Genomic DNA, 19,280 nt, shown 5'->3' with positions numbered 1-19,280 from the left:
TGCTCAGGGCATGACCGACACGCTTGATCCCGAGGACCGCAAGATCGTCACCCTGGCCCGTTCCGCGCGGGCCCGCAACGGTGTGCCCGAGGGGGCGGCCGTACGCGACGAAACCGGCCGTACGTATGTCGCGGGCACCGTCGCCCTGGACTCCCTGCGGCTCAGCGCCCTGCAGACCGCGGTGGCGATGGCCGTGGCGTCGGGCGCGAAGTCGCTGGAGGCGGCGGCGGTGGTGAGCGAGGCGGAGTCCTTGGCGGACGGCGACCTGGCGGCCGTGCGGGACCTTGGCGGGGCCTCTACGCCGGTGTTGCTGGCGGGGGTGGACGGGGTGGTGCGGGTGTCCGCGACGGCTGGGTGAGGGTGCTCCCCAATCCCGCGCACTTCCCAGAGCCCAGTGGCTCCGGGAGGTGGCTGCGACGCCCAGACACCCATCGGCCTACGCCGACGTCCGGAACCCGATCGTCGGTACCGCCCGCCGCAGTGGCCACGGCCTGGCGTCCGCCGGGAGCAGTTCCTCCAGGAAGGCGTACCGTCTGAGCGCGGTCGGGTCCTGGTCGTCGTACGACTGGACGCGGCGCCACCAGGCGGCGATCTCGGTCCAGCCGGGGGCGGAGAGGGAGCCGCCGAACTCCTGGACGGAGAGGGCGGCCGTCAGGCCGGCGAAGGCGAGGCGGTCGGCGAGGGGCCAGCCGGCCAGGGTGCCGGTGACGAAGCCGGCCACGAAGACGTCGCCGGCGCCGGTGGGGTCGAGGGCCTCGACGGCGATGGCGGGGACGTCGGCGGTCTCTCCGGTGCGTCCGTCGACGGCGTACGCGCCTTCCGCGCCGAGGGTGACGACGGCGAGCGGTACGTGGTCGGTGAGGGCGCGGGCGGCTTCACGGGGGCAGCGGGTGCGGGTGTAGCGCATGGCCTCCTCGGCGTTCGGCAGGAAGGCCTCGCAGTGCTCCAGGTCGGGGAGGGCGGCGAGGTCCCAGCGGCCGGTGTCGTCCCAGCCGACGTCGGCGAAGATCCTGGCGCCCTTGCGCGCGGCCTGCGCGATCCAGGGCGCGCGCGTGCCCGGCGTCAGCGAGGCGATGGCGGCACGCGCGCGTGGCGGGCAGTCGGGCGCCGGCTCCTCCGGGGGCGGTTCGTGGCCGTGGCTGACCATGGTCCGTTCGCCCTCGTACGCCATGGAGACGGTGACCGGGGAGTGCCAGTGGGGCACCGTGCGGGACGAGGACAGGTCGATGTGCTCGCCGTGTTCCAGGGCGTCCCAGCAGTACTCCCCGTAGTGGTCGTCCCCGAAGGCCGCCGCCAGGGAGGTCTTCAGGCCGAGGCGGGCCAGCGCGGTCGCCATGTTGGCGACGCCCCCGGGGCTCGAGCCCATGCCGCGTGCCCAGGACTCGGTGCCGCGTACGGGGGCGGAGTCGAGCCCGGTGAAGATGATGTCCAGGAAGACGGTGCCGGTGAGGTAGACGTCCCAGGGCGGGTCGCCGGGTGTGCGCAGCCCGGCGAGCGGATCGACGTGGGCGTGGCAGTGGTACGGGCCCTCTCCGTGGGGCGTGGTCACGGTGCGCTCCCCTGGGTGGTGCGATTTCCAGCCAGTGTGCACCACACCACTGACAGCCGCCCTGCGGCCAGGTGAGCGGGCCCGCCCCTACTCGAAGGCGTACGCCTCCACCTCGGCGAGGTACCGTGCCCGCCGCTCCTCGTCGTGTTCCAGGAACGCGGCGAGGAACGAGTTCCGCGCCAGTTCCCGCAGCCGCTCGTGCTGGAGTCCCAGCGTCTCGTGCACGGCGTCGAAGTTGTCACCGACGTAGCCGCCGAAATACGCGGGATCGTCGGAGTTGACGGTGCACAGCAGCCCGGCGTCGAGCATCGCGGGCAGCGGGTGCTCCGCCAGGGTGTCGACGGCCCGCAGCCGTACGTTCGACAGGGGGCAGACCGTCAGCGGCACCCGCTCCCGTACGAGCCGTTCGACCAGCTCCGGGTCCTCCATGCAGCTCAGCCCGTGGTCGATCCGCTCGGCGCCGAGTACGTCGAGCGCCTCGGTGATGTACGCGGGCGGCCCTTCCTCCCCCGCGTGGGCCACCCGTCGCAGCCCGAGGGCGCCGGCGGCCTCGTACACCTCGCGGAACCTCCCCGGCGGATGCCCGACCTCGGCGGAGTCGAGGCCGACGCCGACGATCCGGTCGAGATACGGCCTGGCGGCGTCCAGAGTCTCCATCGCGGACTCGGCGGACTCGTCCCGCAGGAAGCACATGATCAACTGGGTGGAGACGCCGTGCACGGCCTCGCTCCTGCGAAACGCCCGCCAGAGCCCTTCCACCACCGTTCCCATCTCGACGCCGCGCGCGAGGTGCGCCTGCGGATCGAAGAAGATCTCCGCGTGCCGCACTCCCTGCGCCGCGGCCCGCGCGAGATAGGCGTCGGCCAGTTCCTCGAAATCCCGCTCGGTCCGGAGCCCGGCCATCAGCTCGTAGTAGAGCCCCAGGAAGGACTGCAGGTCGCTGAACTGGTAGGCCTTGCGGAGCTCCTCCGTATCGGCGTACGGCAGCTCGACGCCGTTGCGCGCCGCGAACGCCACGGCCTGCTCGGGTTCGAGGGTGCCTTCGATGTGCACGTGGAGTTCGGCTTTGGGGAGAGGCATCAAGGCATCGTACGACCGGATCACCGGCGTTTCGGAAGCGGTACCCGCAGCAGATCGTGGGCCACCGTCAGCTCCCCCTCGAACCCGGCGGCCCGCGCCTCCCGCTCGAATTCATCGGGTTCGGAGTAACGCTGGCTGAAGTGCGTCAGCACAAGGTGCCGTACGCCCGTGTCCCGGGCCACGCCACCCGCCTGCCCGGCCGTCAAGTGGCCGTATTCAACGGCGAGTTCAATATCAGCATCGAGGAAGGTCGACTCGATGACGAGCATGTCGGCCTTCTCCGCGAGCGCGTACACCCCCTCACACAGCCGGGTGTCCATGACGAACGCGAACCGCTGCCCCCGCCGCACCTCGCTCACATCCTCCAGCGCGACATCACCCAGCGCCCCCTCCCGCTGGATGCGCCCCACGTCCGGCCCTTTGATCCCGTACGAGGCGAGCCGCTCGGGCAGCATGCGCCGCCCGTCGGGTTCGACGAGCCGGTAGCCGTACGACTCGACGGGGTGGGCGAGTTTGCGGGCCTCCAGGGTGTACGCCTTCGAGGCCGCGAGTACGCCGTCGGCGGCGACCGGTGCTTCGGTGAGCTGGACGGTCTCGCGGTAGGCGGTGGCGTACCGCAGCCGTTCGAAGAAGTGCCGCCCTGAGCGCGGATAGTGGGCGGTGATTTCGTGCGGCACCCGGTCGAGGTTGATGCGCTGGATCACTCCGGCGAGGCCGAGGGAGTGGTCGCCGTGGAAGTGCGTGACGCAGATCCGGTGCAGGTCATGGGCCGCGACCCCGGCACGCAGCATCTGCCGCTGCGTGCCCTCGCCGGGGTCGAAGAGCAGTCCCTCCCCGTCCCAGCGCAGCAGATAGCCGTTGTGGTTGCGGTGCCGGGTGGGGACCTGGCTGGCGGTGCCGAGGACCACCAATTCACGTACGGACATGGTGAGTTGTCGTCCCGGCTTATCCCGGCGGCCACTGCATGCCGCGGCCGCCCAGAACGTGCGCGTGCACGTGCCAGACGGTCTGGCCCGCACCGCTTCCGGTGTTGAAGACGAGGCGGTAACTCTCCAGCTTCTCGTCGGCCGCGACCACCCCGGCCTCGCGCACCACGTCGGCGAGGGCCGCGGGGTCGCCGGCGGCGAGCGAGGCGGCGTCCCGGTAGTGGGCCTTCGGGATCACCAGGACATGCGTGGGCGCCTGCGGGTTGATGTCCCGGAAGGCAACGGTCGTCTCGGTCTCCCGCACGACGGTCGCCGGCACCTTCCCTGCGACGATCTTGCAGAACAGGCAGTCCTCTTGCGGTGCGCCGCCCTCTTGGCGCCCCTCTGGCTCCTGTGCCATGCGCGGCCTCCTCACGCTGGATGATCGTTACGTCGGCATCGTAGCGACCGGTGGGGACGGGCAGCGGGGCTGCGGCTCGCCGTAAGCCCCTCGTCACTCATCCCCCGCCCTCTGGGGCTCCGCCCCGCCGAGGTCTGGGGGCAGAGCCCCAGGGATGGGACGGGTAGGGGCGGCGGGGGCGAAACAAGGACCCCGGCACCCCGCCGTCACTCAACCCCCGGCAAAGCCGGAGCCGTCTTCGCCGGGTTCTCCGAGAGCGCGGCCAGCGCGATGCGGATCGCCTCATCCAGTTGGGTATCGCGGTCCGCCGCGTAGTCGTGCGGCGCCTGAACGACCTCGACGTCCGGATCGACGCCGTGGTTCTCGACACCCCACTCGTAACCCTCCAGCCAGAACGCGTACTTGGGCTGGGTGACGAGCGTGCCGTCGACGAGCCGGTAGCGGCTGTCGATGCCGACGACGCCACCCCAGGTACGCGTACCGACCACCGGGCCAATCCCGAGCGCCTTGATCGCCGCGTTGACGATGTCGCCGTCCGAGCCGGAGAACTCGTTGGCGACAGCGACGACCGGGCCGCGCGGCGCGTCCTCGGGATAGCTGTACGGGCGCATTCCGCGCGGCAGGTCCCAGCCGACGATGCGCCTCGCGAGCTTTTCGACGACGAGCTGGGACGTATGGCCGCCGCGGTTCTCGCGGAGGTCGACGACCAGGCCCTCCTTGGCGACCTCGATGCGCAGGTCGCGGTGGAGCTGCGCCCAGCCGGAGCCGACCATGTCGGGAACGTGGAGGTAGCCGAGCCGTCCCTCGGACTTCTCGTGGACGTACGCGCGCCGGTCGGCGACCCACGCGTGGTAGCGCAGCGGCTCCTCGTCGGAGATGGGGACGACCACGGCGTGCCGCGGATCGCCACCACCCGAGGGCGAGATGGTCAGTTCGACGGGCTTTCCGGCCGTACCGACGAGCAGCGGTCCGGGCCCGGTCACCGGGTCGACCGGCCGCCCGGAGACGGCGACGATCGCGTCACCGGCGCGCACCGCGACGCCGGGCGCGGCGAGCGGCGCCTGCGCGTCCGGATCGGAGGTCTCCGACGGCAGGATCCGGTCGATACGCCACTGTGCCGATCCCTGAGGGCCGTCCTCGTGACGGGAGATGTCCGCGCCGAGCAGCCCCTGCCGCTCCCCGCCGCCGAAGCCGCCGCGCGGAGTGACGTACGCATGCGAGGTGCCGAGCTCGCCCTGCACCTCCCACAGCAGGTCCACCAGGTCGTCGTGGGTGGCGACCCGGTCGAGCACCGGCCGGTAGCGGTCGAGTACGCCGTTCCAGTCGGCTCCGCCGAGGTCCGGCCGCCAGAAGTTGTCGCGCATGAGGCGGCCGGCCTCGTCGTACATCTGCCGCCACTCGGCGGCCGGGTCGACGCTCTGCCGGACCCGCGACAGGTCGACGGTGATGTTGGTGTCGCTCTCGTCGTCGTTCGAGGCGCGCCGGTCGCTCGGTACGACCTTGAGCTTGCTGTCGGTCCACAGCAGGATCCGCTTGCCGTCGCCCGTGACCGCGAAGTGGTCGGCGTCCGAGGCGAGATGCTCGATGCGCTGCTGGACGAGGTCGTAGCGCTCGAGGTCCGTCTTCGGGTCCGGGTCGTCCGGGGTGGCGCGGGAGGCGCCGAGTACGCCGCGCACCGGGTGGCGCAGCCACAGCACACCGTCCTTGGCGGCGCGCAGCTGCGAGTAACGGGCGGCCTCGACCGGGAACGGCACGATGCGGTCGGCGAGTCCGTCCAGGTCGATACGGGTCGTGGGGGCGCCCTCGCTGTCCGGCGTCTCCTCCTTGTCGGGGGCATCGAAGGGACGACCGTGCCGCTGCGGCCCGAAGGGCGAGGGCGTGGTGGCGGCGAGCGTGATCAGGTGTGGCCGCGAACCGCCCACGAAGGCCAGGTCGAAGACGTGCTCGTCGTAGACCGGGTCGAAGGAGCGGGCCGACAGGAACGCCAGGTGCTTGCCGTCCAGCGTGAACGCGGGCGCGTAGTCCCGGAAACGGAGCGGGGTCGCCTCCGTCACCGACAGGTCGGCGGTGTTGGCGAGCTTGAGCTGGCGCAGCGGGCGCGGGCCGGGATGCGACCAGGCGAGCCAGGCCGAGTCGGGCGAGAACACGAGCCCGGAGACGTCGCCGTCATCGCTGCGGTCGACCTCCCGTACCTCTCCCGTCTCCCGCTCGACGAGCAGCAGGCGTCCGTCGTGCGAGGCCACGGCGGCGCGGCTGCCGTCGGGCGCCATCGAGAGCCCGACCACCCTGCCGAGTTGTCCGGCGGCGAGCCGGCGCGGTGTCGCGCCGGGTGCGGCCCCGGTGGCGGGCGCGAACTCCAGCGCGTCCTCACCCTCCGCGTCCGTCACCCACACCACATGCTCCTCGCCGTCCACGCGGAACGTACGCGGCAGCCGGGCCCGTACGCCCTGCTCGGCGGCCAGCGCCCGGGCCGGCCCCGAACGGTGGGTGACCCAGTGGACGGCGCCGCGCACGGCGATCGCGCTGCCGCGTCCGGTGTGATCGGGGGCGCCCGCGCCGAACCAGCGGGCCGCGTTCACGGGGTGCGGCTGCAGATCGACGCGCTGCCCGCCGAGCCGGATGTCCAGCCGCCGCGGCTCGGCCCCGTCCAGGTCGTCGAGGACCCACAGCTCACCGGCGGACGAGTACACGACGCGCGTACCGTCGGTCGCCGCATGCCGGGCATAGAAACCGTCAACTGCCGTATGCCGCCGCAGATCCGACCCGTCGGCGAGGGAGGAGTACACGGCCCCCACACCCTCATGATCGGAGAGAAAGACGACCCGGTCCCCGACCCACGACGGGTACTCGATGTTCCCGTCCAGGTCGGCATGCAGCCGTACGAACTCGCCCCCGCCCTCGCTGTCGATCCACAGCTTGCCGGCCGTGCCGCCCCGGTATCGCTTCCACCAGGCGGCCTCGCGGCCCATGGGCGCGGACAGCAGGACGACGCCGTCGCCGGGACCGTAGGCGACGCCGCCGACAGGCCCGTACGGGAGGGTGGTTGCGGGACCGCCGTCGAGAGGTACGGACCGCGCCCAGCTGCGCCGCAGGCTGGCCTGTCCGTAGGTGCTGAGCGCGAGGACCTGGCCTTCCGGGGTCCAGCCGCGTACCTGGGTCCGCCAACTGCCCCAGTGCGTAAGGCGTTTGGCGGGGCCGCCGTCGATGGGGGCGATGTGCACCTCGGGGGCGCCGTCGCGGGTGGACGTCCAGGCGAGGGTCGCACCGTCCGGGGAGATGCGCGGATGGTTCACCGGGACGTTGTCCGCGCTGACCCGCCAGGCGCGACCGCCGTCGAGGGGCGCGACCCAGACGTCGTCCTCGGCGGTGAAGGTGATCAACTCGCCGTGGAGATGCGGATACCGGAGATACGTCGCGGACGCCGAGGACGCTGAGGATGTGGCGGACGGGGCGGACGGGGCGGACTCCGAGGACGCAGCGGAGGCATGGGATGCAGCGGATGCGGTCTGTGTCACCCGATCACCCTATGCAGCGGTCCTTCCTCCGGCCAGAGCTTTGGATCACTTCGCCGGTTGGCAGGAACAGGTGGGGCTGGGGTGCACGGTGACGGTTTTGGTGACGGTGACGGTGGGACCGGGCTGGTCGTGCGCCGGGGTGGTCTCGTGGTCGTCGTCGGGTGGCGTCGAGGTGGGGCCGGTGGTGGTCGGAGCGGTGGTGGTCGGAGCGGGAGCGGTAGGGGTCGGAGCGGTGGTGGTCGGGTCGGCCGCATCGCAGTTCCCGAGCACATCCGCCCGGAACCACTCCTTGCCGCCGACCTTGGCGGTCAGATCCCCCCGTACACACTTCCCGTCGACCTCCTGCGTCACCTTGCCCTTGATCGTGATGTCCCGCCCGTCCTTGTCCTCGCCCACACAGTCGACGGTCGCCACACTCCGCGCACTCGGCGAACTCCCGGCGGTCGCCTTCTCCCCGTACGAGGCCGTACAGCTGACCCACCGCACATCGACACCCTGCCGCTCGAGCTCCCGCGTCCCAACCTGATCGGTGGTGACGGCCACGGCCGCGGAACTCAACCCGTCCCCCGGCTCACACGCGGCCACCCCGACAACGGCGACCACCGCGAACCCGGCCACGACCGGACCTCGCCGCCGCCCCTGTAAGCCATGCCGTATACGCATCAATGCCCCCATAGGCGGCAGGGTGCCACTACGGCGGGGGCTGCGGTAGACCGCATGCGGCCACGCTGAGCGCGTACTCAAGCCGGGCGGGCGCGCAGCCGCCGCAGCATGCGTGCGTCCTCGAAACCGACCGAGCGGGCGGCGGCGTCGATCGTCGTGCCGTGGCTGATGAGGTGTTGGGCGCGTTCGAGGCGGAGGGTTTGTTGGTAGCGGAGGGGGGTGAGGCCGGTGGCGCGGGTGAAGAGGCGGGTGAGGGTGCGTTCGCTCACGCCTGCCGCCGACGCCAGGGTGGACAGCGGGAGTGGCTGGTCGAAGTGGGCGTCGATGAGGTTCTGGGCGCGGTGGACGGTGTCGTCGAGGTGGGAGCGGTGGCGGAGCATCGCGCTGGACTGCGGCTCGTGGCCGTTGCGGCGGGCGTAGACGACCATGTTCCGGGCCACTTGGGCGGCGACGGCCGGGCCGTGCCGGGTCGCGACCAGGTGCAGGGCGAGATCGATGCCGCTGGCGATGCCGGCCGAGGTGATCACCCGGTCGTCGGCGGTGAACAGGACGTCGCGGGCGACCACGGCCTTGGGGTGGCGCAGGGTCAGCTCATCCTGCACGTCGTGGTGGGTGGTGCAGTGGCGGCCGTCGAGCAGGCCGGCCCGGCCGAGTGCATCCGCTCCGGCGCAGACGCTGGCCACCGCCCCGCCCCTGGCGTGGTGGTCCCGGAGGACTTGAAGGGAGGCGGCGCCAATGGCGGGGGCGTCGGCCAGGGTGACGCACCGCCAGCCGGGCACCACGATCAGATCCTCGGGACCGAGTTCGGGCCAGTCGAGCGCCGCCACCAGCGGCAGCCCCTGGGCGGTGGGGACCTGGGGCTGCTCGGCGACGTAGGTGAGCGTGTAGGGGTGCCCGAAGCCGGCGGCCGTGGAGAAGACCTGCGCGGGACCGGCCAGGTCCAGCAAGTGGACTCCGGGCACCAGGAAGAAGACGACGTGGCTCACGATTCGGTCATCATGCCCGAGGTTCTGCCGCTGCCTCCAGCTGCTCGACCGTCGCGATGGTGGCGAAGCGTCCGGAGAGGGCGTACTCGGTGCGCCGGATGATCTCTTCGGCAGACAGCGTGCGCGGGTCGGCCAGCAGCTCGGCGACGCTCTGGCCGGCGGGAGCATCGCGGTGCGGGATGGGGTTGGTCGCGGTCGCGTCGGTGACGAAGGTGACCTGGTAGCCGAGGTCGGAGGCGAGACGGGTGGTGGTCTCCACGCACTGCTCGGTGCGGATGCCGCAGACGGTGAGCTCGTTGATGCCGCGCTCGGTGAGGAGTTGCTGCAGGTTGGTGGTGGTGAAGGCGTTGTGGGAGGTCTTGTGGATCAGCGGCTCCCCGTCGGCTCGCTCCAGTTCCTCCATCAGCCGGACATGGCCGAGGGCCGGGTCGAAGACATCGCCGGAACCGGGCGCGGTGTGCAGCACCCACACCACCAGGTCCCCGGCCTGCCGGGCGAGCCGGACCAGTCGGTTCACCTGGTCGGCGATCTTCGGCTCGGAGATGGTCGCCCACAGCGGACGGGCACGGAAGGATTCCTGGACATCGATGACGATCAGTGCTCGGGTCATGTCCCCGAGTCTGGGCCGCGGGGGCATGGCGGTGACAGACCGCATCGGGTCCGGGAGCGGACCGATCTGGTCATCGGCAGGCCAGGCTGTTGAGTAATCAGTGCAGGGGCCCGAGGCAGGTGCGGCGGGGGCGAGAGCCCTCGCCCTCAGGACCAGCGGCCCGTACGCCCCAGCAACAACGCCGTAGCCGCCGTGCCCGCCGTCGACGTGCGCAACACGCTGCGTCCCAGCCGGTACGCCCCCGCCCCCGCATCCGCGAAAGCCGCCAACTCCTCCGGAGACACGCCCCCTTCGGGTCCCACCACGAGCACGATCGAGCCGGAGGTGGGGAGTTCGGCGGTGGCGAGGGGTTCGCTCGGGTGGGAGCGGTCCTCGTGCAAGACCGCCGCGAAGTCTGCTGTGGTGAGGAGTGCGGCGACCTGCTTCGTCGTCATCGGGTCCGTGATGTGGGGGAAGCGGACCCGGCGTGACTGTTTGCCCGCCTCCCTCGCCGTCGCCCGCCACTTGGCGAGGGATTTGAGGCCCCGCTCGCCCTTCCACTGCGTGATGCAGCGGGCGGCGGACCAGGGGACGATCTCGTCTACGCCCGTCTCCGTCATCGTCTCGACGGCGAGTTCGCCCCGGTCGCCCTTCGGAAGGGCCTGGACGACGGTGATACGGGGCGTCGGCTCCGGCTCTTCGTGGACCTCGTGGAGTTCGGCGACCACCAGCCGGTCCTTGCCCTCGGCGGCCTTCACCACGCCCTCCGTCCACCGGCCGAGGCCGTCCGTCAGGACCACGTCCTCGCCCGGGCGGAGTCGTTTCACGGACACGGCGTGCCGTCCCTCGGGGCCGTCGAGGACGAACTCCGGGCCGGTCGGCACCGCGTCCACCACGAACACGGGCGCGGTCATCAGCCGGCGCTCCCGCCGGGGAGCGCCGCCAGGGCCGCCTTGGCCTCGGCGATTTCGTCCGCGAGCACCTCGACCAGCTGCTGCGCCGGCAGATCACGGGCCAGCCGGTGCCCCTGCCCCGCCCACAGCGCCATCCCCTGCGCGTCCCCCGCCTTGGCCGCCGCCTTGCGCAGACCGGAGGTGAGGTGGTGGATCTGGGGGTACGCGGCGGGGGCGTACGGGCCGTGCTCGCGCATGAAGCGGTTCACGAGGCCGCGGGCCGGGCGGCCGGAGAAGGCGCGGGTCAGCTCCGTACGGACGAAGAGGGGGTTGGTGAGCGCCTGCTTGTGCAGGGCGTTCGCGCCGGACTCGTGGGTGGCGAGGAAGGCCGTGCCGAGCTGGGCGGCGGTGGCGCCCGCGGCGAGTGCGCCGGCGATCTGGCCGCCGCGCATCATGCCGCCGGCCGCGACGATCGGGATCTGCACAGCCTCGCGGACCTGTGCGATCAGGGAGAGCAGTCCGATGCCGGCGCCGTCCGTCTCGGGGTTGTCGCGGTGGGTGCCCTGGTGGCCGCCCGCCTCGACGCCCTGCACGATCACCGCGTCGGCGCCCGCCCGCTGCACGGCCTGCGCCTCCTCGACGGTGGTCGCGGTGACCATGGTGAACGTGCCGGCGCGGGCGAGGGAGTCCAGGACCTCGCGCGTGGGGCAGCCGAAGTGGAAGGAGACGATCGGCACCGGGTTGTCGAGGAGTACGGCGAGTTTGGCGTCGTAGCCGTCGTCGCGTCCGCTGTCTGGGTCGCCCAGCTTGGTCTCGTACCAGGCGGACTCGCCGGCCAGCTGGTTGGCGTAGACCTCGACGGCGGCGGGGTCGGCGTACTCGGGCTGCGGCATGAAGAGGTTTACGCCGAAGGGCCGGTTCGTCGCCCCGCGGAGTTGCTTGATCTCCTGGTACATGCCGTCGGCCGTTTTGTAGCCGGCGGCGAGAAAACCGAGCCCCCCTGCCTCGGACACGGCCGCGGCGAGCTGCGGCACGGAGACGCCGCCCGCCATCGGGGCCTGCACGATCGGAAGGGGGAAAAGATCGGTCAGCGCGGAGGACATGACGGCATGTTGTCACGTCACTCCAAGAGGACCGAATCCGGCCTTCCGCCCGGCATACGCCAGAGGAATGGGCGCCGGTCAGCACATACGGCGGAGGCCTCCGGGCACGAGATCAAGCCGTGCTCAGAGGCCTCCGGAGGCGTGCGAGAAGGACCTGCCGTCAGCGCCCGTTGAACGCATCCTTGAGGCGCGAGAACAACCCCTGCTGCCCCGGCTGGAACTGCCCCGTAGGCCGCTCCTCCCCCCGCAGCTTGGCCAGCTCGCGCAGCAGCCGTTCCTGCTCCACGTCGAGCTTGCTCGGGGTCATGACCTCGACGTGGACGATGAGGTCACCGCGACCGCCGCCGCGCAAATGCGTGATGCCTCGACCGTGCAGCGGGATCGACTGGCCGGACTGCGTGCCCGGGCGGATGTCGACCTCCTCCATGCCGTCGAGCGTCTCCAGCGGGACCTTCGTGCCGAGCGCCGCCGCGGTCATCGGGAGGGTGACCGTGCAGTGCAGATCGTCGCCGCGACGCTGGAAGGCGGGGTGCGGGACCTCGTGGATCTCGACGTAGAGGTCACCGGCGGGCCCGCCACCGGGGCCGACCTCGCCCTCTCCGGCGAGCTGGATCCGCGTGCCGTTGTCGACACCGGCGGGGATCTTCACGGTCAGGGTCCGGCGGGAGCGTACGCGCCCGTCGCCCGCGCACTCCGGGCACGGGTTCGGTACGACCGTGCCGAAGCCCTGGCACTGCGGGCAGGGCCGGGACGTCATGACCTGGCCGAGGAAGGACCGCGTGACCTGGGAGACCTCACCGCGGCCGCGGCACATGTCACACGTCTGCGCCGAGGTCCCCGGAGCCGCGCCCTCGCCGCTGCAGGTGGTGCAGACGATGGCCGTGTCGACCTGGATGTCCTTCGTCGTCCCGAAGGCCGCCTCGTCGAGCTCGATCTCCAGACGGATCATCGCGTCCTGGCCGCGCCGGGTGCGCGAGCGCGGGCCGCGCTGGGACGCCGTACCGAAGAACGCGTCCATGATGTCCGAGAAGTTCCCGAAACCGCCCGCGCCGAAGCCGCCCGCGCCACCGCCGGCCGCCTGGGACAGCGGGTCGCCGCCGAGGTCGTAGACCTGCTTCTTCTGCGGGTCCGACAACACCTCGTACGCGGCGTTGATCTCCTTGAACCGCTCCTGCGTCTTCGGATCGGGATTGACGTCCGGATGGAGCTCGCGGGCGAGCCTCCGGAAGGCCTTCTTGATCTCGTCCTGTGACGCATCGCGGCGCACGCCGAGTACGGCGTAGTAGTCCGTGGCCACTTACGACTCCGCCAGGATCTGTCCGACGTACCGTGCCACCGCTCGTACCGCTCCCATCGTTCCCGGGTAATCCATGCGGGTCGGTCCGACCACGCCGAGTTTGGCTACTGCCTCGCCGCCCGAACCGTAACCGACAGAGACGACCGAAGTGGAGTTGAGTCCCTCATAGGCGTTCTCATGACCGATGCGCACCGTCATGCCCGAATCGCTTGCCTCGCCAAGGAGTCTGAGGAGGACGACCTGCTCCTCCAATGCTTCCAGAACGGGCCGGATCGTGAGGGGAAAGTCATGTCCGAAGCGGGTGAGATTGGCGGTGCCGCCGATCATCAGCCGCTCCTCGGTCTCCTCGACGAGCGTCTCCAGAAGGGTGGAGAGCACCGTCGAGACCGTGCCGCGGTCCTCGGCCTCGAAGGCCTCCGGCAGGTCCTGCACCAGGTTCGGGACGTCCGTGAAACGGCGGCCCGCGACCCGGCTGTTGAGCCGCGCGCGTAGATCCGCCAGCGACGTCTCCCCGAACGGCGCCGGGCAGTCGATCATGCGCTGCTCGACCCGTCCCGTGTCCGTGATCAGTACAAGCATGACGCGGGCCGGAGCCAGCGACAGCAGCTCCACGTGCCGCACCGTCGAGCGCGTCAGCGACGGATACTGCACAACCGCCACCTGCCGGGTGAGCTGCGCCAGCAGCCGTACGGTCCGGCCCACCACGTCGTCCAGATCGACGGCGCCGTCCAGGAAGTTCTGGATCGCCCGTCGCTCGGGCGCCGTCATCGGCTTGACGCCCGCGAGCTTGTCGACGAACAGGCGGTAGCCCTTGTCCGTGGGGATGCGTCCGGCGCTGGTGTGCGGCTGCGCGATGTAGCCCTCGTCCTCCAGCGCCGCCATGTCGTTGCGCACCGTCGCCGGGGAGACCCCGAGGCTGTGTCGCTCGGTGAGCGCCTTGGAACCCACCGGCTCCTCCGTGCCCACATAGTCCTGGACGATGGCGCGGAGCACTTCGAGCCTGCGTTCACTGAGCATCGCGCACACCTCCAGCTGGTCTCCCGTGTTCTTCGCTTGGCACTCAGCGCGCAAGAGTGCCAGCATCCCGGCTCAAGTGTACGGCCGTGGGGTAGCGCCCCGGCAAGGGCGGGCGTGAGCCGCCGATCCGAGGTGTACGGGCATGTCCTGCTCTGTCGGGGACATACAGCTAGCGTCGTTGCATGACGGTGACTTGGGAAGAGTCCGCGCGATGCTGAACACGGTCTGGGCGGAGGCGGGGTGGGAGGAGCTGGCCCCCGGGGTCGGGCGGTGCCGTCTTCCCGGGTGGGACTGCACGGTCGGGCTGGTCGTCGGCGAGGGGGCGGCGCTCATGATCGACGCGGGGTCGAGCGTGCGGGAGGGCGTACGGCTGCGTACGGAGGCGCAAGCGCTCCTCGGAGGTGGCAGGGTGACCCATCTCGCGCTCACGCACGCACACTTCGACCACGTCCTCGGGGCGGCGGCGTTCGCGGGGGTCGAGGTCTTCGGGGCGGTGGGCGTGGACAAGGTGCTGGCTGACGACCGCGATGAGCTGCGCGCGGATGCGGTGCGCAACGGCGCGGACCCGCGCGAGGCGGCCGAGGCGACGGATCTCCTCGTCCGGCCGCGGCATCTGGTGTCCGGCGAGTGGACGCTGGACCTGGGCGGCGGGCGGCAGGTGCTGCTGGCGAATGTGGGGCCTGGGCATACGCCGCACGATCTGGCGGTGCTGGTTCCCGCCGGGCCCGGCAGCCCCGGCGGACCTGGTGCGGTCCCCTCCCCTGAAGCTCTCGAGGCCCGCGAGGTCGTCTTCTGCGGCGACCTGGTCGAGGAGTCCGGCGAACCGCAGGCCGGCCCCGACGCCGTACCGTCCCACTGGCCCGCGGCCCTGGACCGGCTGCTGGCCCTGGGCGGCGAGGACGCGGTGTACGTCCCCGGGCACGGCGCCGCGGTGGACGCGGGCTTCGTCCGGGCCCAACGGGACGCGTTGGCAAGGCGTTTCGGGGTGTGATGAAGGTCGTATCGGTATCGTCTGCCGAATGCGCCAGTACTCACCGGATCTGACTCCTCCCTGGAAGAAGCGTGGGCCTGTACCGGAGGTCCCGGCCGAGCCCGGCCTCGTCGTCGAGGAGCCCGGCACCGGCTTCTGCGGCGCCGTGATCCGCTGCGAGGCGGCAACGGTCACGCTGGAGGACCGCTTCGGCAAGCACCGGGTGTTCCCGCTGGAGCCGCGTGGCTTTCTGCTGGAGGGGCGGGTGGTGACGCTCGTACGTCCGTCGTCGGCGCCGGTACGTCCCACGCGTACCGCCTCCGGCTCGGTGGCCGTCCCCGGCGCCCGCGCCCGCGTGGCCCGTGCCGGGCGGATCTACGTGGAGGGGCGCCACGACGCGGAACTGGTCGAGAAGGTGTGGGGCGACGATCTGCGCATCGAGGGCGTAGTCGTGGAGTACCTGGAGGGCATCGACGACCTCCCGTCGATCGTGGCTGATTTCGACCCTGGCGCCGATGCCCGCCTGGGCGTCCTGGTGGACCACCTGGTGCCGGGCAGCAAGGAGTCGCGTATCGCGGAGGCGGTGACGAGTGAGTACGCGTTGGTGGTGGGCCATCCGTACATCGACGTCTGGGAGGCGGTGAAGCCGTCGTCGGTGGGGATTGAGGGGTGGCCCCGGGTCCCGCGCGGGCAGGACTGGAAGACGGGGGTGTGCCAGGCGCTGGGGTGGCCGGAGAACACGGGGGCGGCGTGGGGGCGGATCCTTGACTCGGTGCGCTCGTACAGGGACCTGGAACCGGAACTCCTGGGCTCGGTGGAGCGCCTGATCGACCACGTCACCGTGACCTGACTGCCATCTCTGCGTTTAGTAGGACGGGACTGGTCGACTGGTTCTCCGCCGACGCGGAGGTGTTCCGTCGATCAGCTCTTCCACCCGGCCCAGGAGTTCGTGGTCCCCGCCTACGCGGGGGTGGCCGGTCAGTCGACCAGATCCCTCACCACCGCATCCGCCAGCAACCGCCCCCGCAACGTAAGAACAGCCCGCCCCTCGTCGTACGGCCCCTCCGCCAGAAGCCCCTCGGACAGCGCGCGGCGTGAAGCCGCGAGGCCCTCGGGGTGCAGCAGGGAAAGCGGCGCGCCCTCCCGGAGCCGCAGCTCCAGGAGGATGCGCTCCACGCGGCGGTCCTCCTCGGACAGCAGTTCCCGTCCGGCTCCCGGTGAGCGGCCCTCCGCAAGGCGCCCGGCGTACGCACCGGGATGCTTGACGTTCCACCACCGCACCCCGCCGACGTGACTGTGAGCCCCGGGCCCGGCCCCCCACCAGTCGGCCCCCCGCCAGTACAACTCGTTGTGCAGGCACCGCCCGGCCCGCGACGTGGCCCAGTTCGACACCTCGTACCACTCGAACCCGGCCCCCGCCAGCACCTCGTCCGCGATCAGATACCGGTCCGCGTGGACGTCGTCATCCGTCATCGGAACCTCACCGCGCCGAATCCGCCGCGCCAACTGCGTCCCTTCCTCGACGATCAACGCGTACGCCGACACATGATCCGGCCCGGCCCCCAGAGCCGCCTCCAACGACGCCCGCCAGTCGTCATCCGACTCCCCGGGCGTGCCGTAGATCAGATCCAGGTTCACGTGCTCGAAGCCAGCCGCCCGCGCCTCCGCGACACACGCCTCGGGTCGCCCCGGCGTATGCGTACGGTCCAGCACCTTCAGCACATGCTGCCGCGCACTCTGCATCCCGAACGAGATCCGGTTGAAACCCCCGGCCCGCAGCGCGGCCAGATACGCAGGATCCACCGACTCCGGATTCGCCTCCGTCGTGATCTCCGCATCCTCCGCGAGCCCGAACTCATCCCGGATAGCCCCCAGCATCCGTACGAGATCACCGGCGGCCAGCAGAGTCGGCGTACCGCCCCCGACGAAGACCGTGCGGACGGGACGGGGGTCGTCGCCCAGGACCTTGCGGGCCAGCCGCACCTCGTCGATCAGGGTCGAGGCGTAGTTGTCGCGGGAGGCGAGCACGCCCCCGCTGCCGCGCAGCTCGGTCGCGGTGTACGTGTTGAAGTCGCAGTAGCCGCAGCGCGTCGCGCAGTACGGCACGTGGAGGTAGAACCCGAGGGGGCGCGCGGCGGCGCCCGCCAGGGCGTGCGCGGGCAGCGTCCCGTCGTCGGGGACGGGCTCACCGTCGGGAAGTGCGGAAGGCATGCCTTCCATTGTCCAGCACCCCTGGCACCGACTACGCCGTCTACTCCGCCTGCAGCACCAGCAGCGCCAGATCGTCCTCCGGCGGCTTCGGCCCGAATTCGTGCACCAGTCGCCGGATCCGCTCGGCGATCAGCTCGGCACTCAGCCCCGCGCAGCCGCTGAGGACGGTGGCGAGCCCCTCGGAGTCGTCGAACTGCCGGGCGCCGCTGCGCCGCTCCGTCACCCCGTCCGTGACGCACAGGAGGCTGTCGCCGGGGCGCAGCTCGAAGCTTCCGTACGTGTACGTGGCGTCCTCGAAGACGCCGAGCAGCGTCTGCGGCTGAGCCACCTCGGTGAGCACCTTGCCGCAGGGTTCCAGGACCAGCGGCAGCGGATGCCCGGCGGAGGCGATGGTGCAGTGCACACCGCCGTCGTGGGGGACCAGCTCGCCGTACAGCAGGGAGAGGAACCGGTTCTGCGGACCTTCGTCGGCGAGGCCGGGAGCGCCGGCCGCCACCAGGGAGCGGGCGGCGGCGTCCGCGGCCTCGGTCGCGTCGTCGAGGAGCAGCTGGTTGAGGCGGTCGAGTACGTCGGGGACCTCGTACCCCTCGCGGGCGAGCAGCCGCAGCCAGGGCCGCGCGAGGCCGATGACGACGGCGGCCTCGGGCCCCTTGCCCTGGACGTCGCCGAGCGCGAAGCACCAGCGTCCGTCTCCGGCCGGGAAGAGGTCGTAGAAGTCACCGCTCGGTCCGCCCTTGTCGCACGGCTCGTAGACGAGCGCGCTGCGTACGCCCGGTATCTCGGCGACCGCGCCGGGCAGCAGGCCACGCTGCAGTACGCGGCTGATGGTGGCCTGTCGCGCGTACTGCCGGGCCGCCCCGATGGCGAGCGAGACCCGGCGGCTGAGGTCCTCGACGAGCCCTGTGATCTCGTCGGGGAAGCGGACGAGCCCCGTCCGTCCGATGACGAGCGTGCCGAGCGGCCGGCCGCCCGCGATCAGCCGGTACGCGAGTGCCGTACCGCTGTCCGCGCCCGCGCCGAGCGCCTGTCCGGGCCAGGGGACGGGGACGGGGCTGGAGCCCGCCGAGTCGGGTACGCGCAGCGGGTCCTTCTCCAGGAAGAGGCGCAGTTCCTCGATGCGGTTCTCGCTGCCGTGCCAGACGCGGGCGAGGCGTGGCCCGCCGGCCAGGCCACCGTCGGGCCGGCCCGGGGTCTCGTCCTCGAGCCACACCGCGCACCAGTCGGCGAGGCGGGGCACGAGCAGCTGCGCGGTGAGCGCGGCGACCAGGTCCTCGTCGAGCTGCCCGGCCAGCAGGTCGGAGGCTTCGGCGAGGAAGCAGAGGGCGCCGCGATTGAGCCATTCCTTGTCGTGCAGCGGTACGCCGCGCCGGGGTGCGGGGGTGAGGATCTCGGCGGCCCGCACCCCGCGCAGGAGAGCGCGTTCACCGGCGTACGCCTCTGGCTCGGCCGTCTCCTCGACGGGCGCGACTCCGGCAACGGGCAGCCGGGCCCACACGATCTTGGTGCCGGTGCGGTAGGTGATGCCCCAGGACTCGGCGAGCGCGGAGACGAGCCGCAGACCGCGCCCGTACTCGGCGCTGTCGTGCGGCCGCTCGACGCCGTCGCCGCGCACCACGCGCGCGGGGTGGTGGTCGGCGACCTCGATGACGAGAACACCGGCGGCTTCGGCATCGCTTTCGGCCTCTTCGGCGAACTCGGCGCTTTCGGCGCTTTCGGCGAGCTTCGCGGGCTCGGCGAACACGGCGAGCCCGGCGTTCTCCGCGAACTCGCCGTCCTCGGCGGGCTCGGCGGGCTCGGCGGGCTCAAGCCGCGTCCGGAGTTCTACGTCCGTGCCCGCGTGCACCACCGCGTTGGTGACGAGTTCGCTGACCACGACCACGGCCTCGTCGACGAGCTGGTCGGTGATGAACTCGACGCCGGGCAGGGCGAGTTCGGTCCACTCGGCGAGCGCGGTGCGGACGAAGCGGCGGGCGGCTCCCGGCGCGAGAGGGTTGCCCGGCAGCGACGTACGCGCGGCCGGGCGCGGGCGCTCAGGTGCATCAGGAGCACGGGACATGCTCCCCCGTCGCGTTGGTATGGGC

General features: G+C 71.6%; 17 protein-coding genes. 3 read left to right on the top strand and 14 right to left on the bottom strand.

All coding sequences use genetic code 11. The annotated features are described in order from the left end of the window. Positions 1-10: 10 nt before the first annotated feature. Positions 11-358 (top strand): cytidine deaminase, encoded by a 348-nt coding sequence (locus tag OHT21_RS31560; protein ID WP_328771666.1) that lies wholly within the window; start codon positions 11-13, stop codon positions 356-358. A 78-nt stretch (positions 359-436) separates the two neighbouring features. Here the strand turns inward: OHT21_RS31560 and OHT21_RS31555 are convergent, their stop codons facing one another. From OHT21_RS31555 to hrcA, 12 genes are all read right to left on the bottom strand, one after another. Continuing rightward, complete coding sequence (locus OHT21_RS31555; protein WP_328771665.1) at positions 437-1,549, bottom strand: carbohydrate kinase family protein; 1,113 nt, start codon at positions 1,547-1,549, stop codon at positions 437-439. 87 nt (positions 1,550-1,636) lie between these two features. Then, positions 1,637-2,629, bottom strand: coding sequence for an adenosine deaminase (locus OHT21_RS31550; RefSeq protein WP_328771664.1), 993 nt, complete (start codon positions 2,627-2,629; stop codon positions 1,637-1,639). Between the two features lie 20 nt (positions 2,630-2,649). Next, positions 2,650-3,555, bottom strand: coding sequence for a ribonuclease Z (locus OHT21_RS31545; protein ID WP_328771663.1), 906 nt, complete (start codon positions 3,553-3,555; stop codon positions 2,650-2,652). Positions 3,556-3,574: 19 nt separating this feature from the next. Further along, a complete protein-coding gene (locus OHT21_RS31540) occupies positions 3,575-3,955 on the bottom strand; it encodes a histidine triad nucleotide-binding protein (RefSeq protein WP_328771662.1) in 381 nt (126 codons plus the stop codon). A gap of 206 nt (positions 3,956-4,161) precedes the next feature. Next, the gene (locus tag OHT21_RS31535; RefSeq protein ID WP_328774295.1) at positions 4,162-7,332 is read right to left on the bottom strand and encodes a S41 family peptidase; all 3,171 of its coding nucleotides are present in this window, start codon (positions 7,330-7,332) and stop codon (positions 4,162-4,164) included. 183 nt (positions 7,333-7,515) lie between these two features. Then, positions 7,516-8,145 carry a hypothetical protein gene (locus tag OHT21_RS31530; RefSeq protein WP_328771660.1) on the bottom strand — a complete coding sequence of 210 codons (630 nt, stop codon included), beginning with the start codon at positions 8,143-8,145 and terminating at the stop codon, positions 7,516-7,518. A 65-nt stretch (positions 8,146-8,210) separates the two neighbouring features. After that, positions 8,211-9,119 carry a GlxA family transcriptional regulator gene (locus OHT21_RS31525; protein WP_328771659.1) on the bottom strand — a complete coding sequence of 303 codons (909 nt, stop codon included), beginning with the start codon at positions 9,117-9,119 and terminating at the stop codon, positions 8,211-8,213. A 10-nt stretch (positions 9,120-9,129) separates the two neighbouring features. Then, a complete protein-coding gene (locus OHT21_RS31520) occupies positions 9,130-9,729 on the bottom strand; it encodes an isochorismatase family protein (RefSeq protein ID WP_328771658.1) in 600 nt (199 codons plus the stop codon). A gap of 146 nt (positions 9,730-9,875) precedes the next feature. Continuing rightward, entirely contained in the window at positions 9,876-10,622 is a 747-nt protein-coding gene (locus OHT21_RS31515) for a 16S rRNA (uracil(1498)-N(3))-methyltransferase (RefSeq protein ID WP_328771657.1), read from the bottom strand. Beyond that, positions 10,622-11,704, bottom strand: coding sequence for a nitronate monooxygenase (locus OHT21_RS31510; protein WP_328771656.1), 1,083 nt, complete (start codon positions 11,702-11,704; stop codon positions 10,622-10,624). The genes OHT21_RS31515 and OHT21_RS31510 overlap by 1 nt, the downstream gene beginning before the upstream one ends. 160 nt (positions 11,705-11,864) lie before the next feature. Beyond that, complete coding sequence (dnaJ, locus tag OHT21_RS31505; protein ID WP_328771655.1) at positions 11,865-13,001, bottom strand: molecular chaperone DnaJ; 1,137 nt, start codon at positions 12,999-13,001, stop codon at positions 11,865-11,867. Further along, positions 13,002-14,018 carry a heat-inducible transcriptional repressor HrcA gene (gene hrcA, locus OHT21_RS31500; protein WP_328771654.1) on the bottom strand — a complete coding sequence of 339 codons (1,017 nt, stop codon included), beginning with the start codon at positions 14,016-14,018 and terminating at the stop codon, positions 13,002-13,004. Between the two features lie 211 nt (positions 14,019-14,229). Between hrcA and OHT21_RS31495 the strand changes: the two genes are divergently transcribed. Together OHT21_RS31495 and OHT21_RS31490 are read left to right on the top strand one after the other, a co-directional pair. Further along, positions 14,230-15,009 (top strand): MBL fold metallo-hydrolase, encoded by a 780-nt coding sequence (locus OHT21_RS31495; RefSeq protein WP_443050458.1) that lies wholly within the window; start codon positions 14,230-14,232, stop codon positions 15,007-15,009. A gap of 28 nt (positions 15,010-15,037) precedes the next feature. After that, a complete protein-coding gene (locus tag OHT21_RS31490; protein WP_328771653.1) occupies positions 15,038-15,838 on the top strand; it encodes a DUF3097 domain-containing protein in 801 nt (266 codons plus the stop codon). Between the two features lie 128 nt (positions 15,839-15,966). Here OHT21_RS31490 and hemW read toward each other — a convergent pair whose 3' ends face one another. Next, entirely contained in the window at positions 15,967-17,199 is a 1,233-nt protein-coding gene (hemW, locus tag OHT21_RS31485) for a radical SAM family heme chaperone HemW (protein WP_328771652.1), read from the bottom strand. Between the two features lie 40 nt (positions 17,200-17,239). Beyond that, positions 17,240-19,255, bottom strand: a complete 2,016-nt coding sequence (locus tag OHT21_RS31480; protein WP_328771651.1) for a SpoIIE family protein phosphatase — start codon at positions 19,253-19,255, stop codon at positions 17,240-17,242. Positions 19,256-19,280: the final 25 nt, after the last annotated feature.

Source organism: Streptomyces sp. NBC_00286, assembly GCF_036173125.1.
Classification (GTDB): Bacteria; Actinomycetota; Actinomycetes; order Streptomycetales; family Streptomycetaceae; genus Streptomyces.
This window is presented reverse-complemented; position numbering and strand designations above follow the sequence as displayed.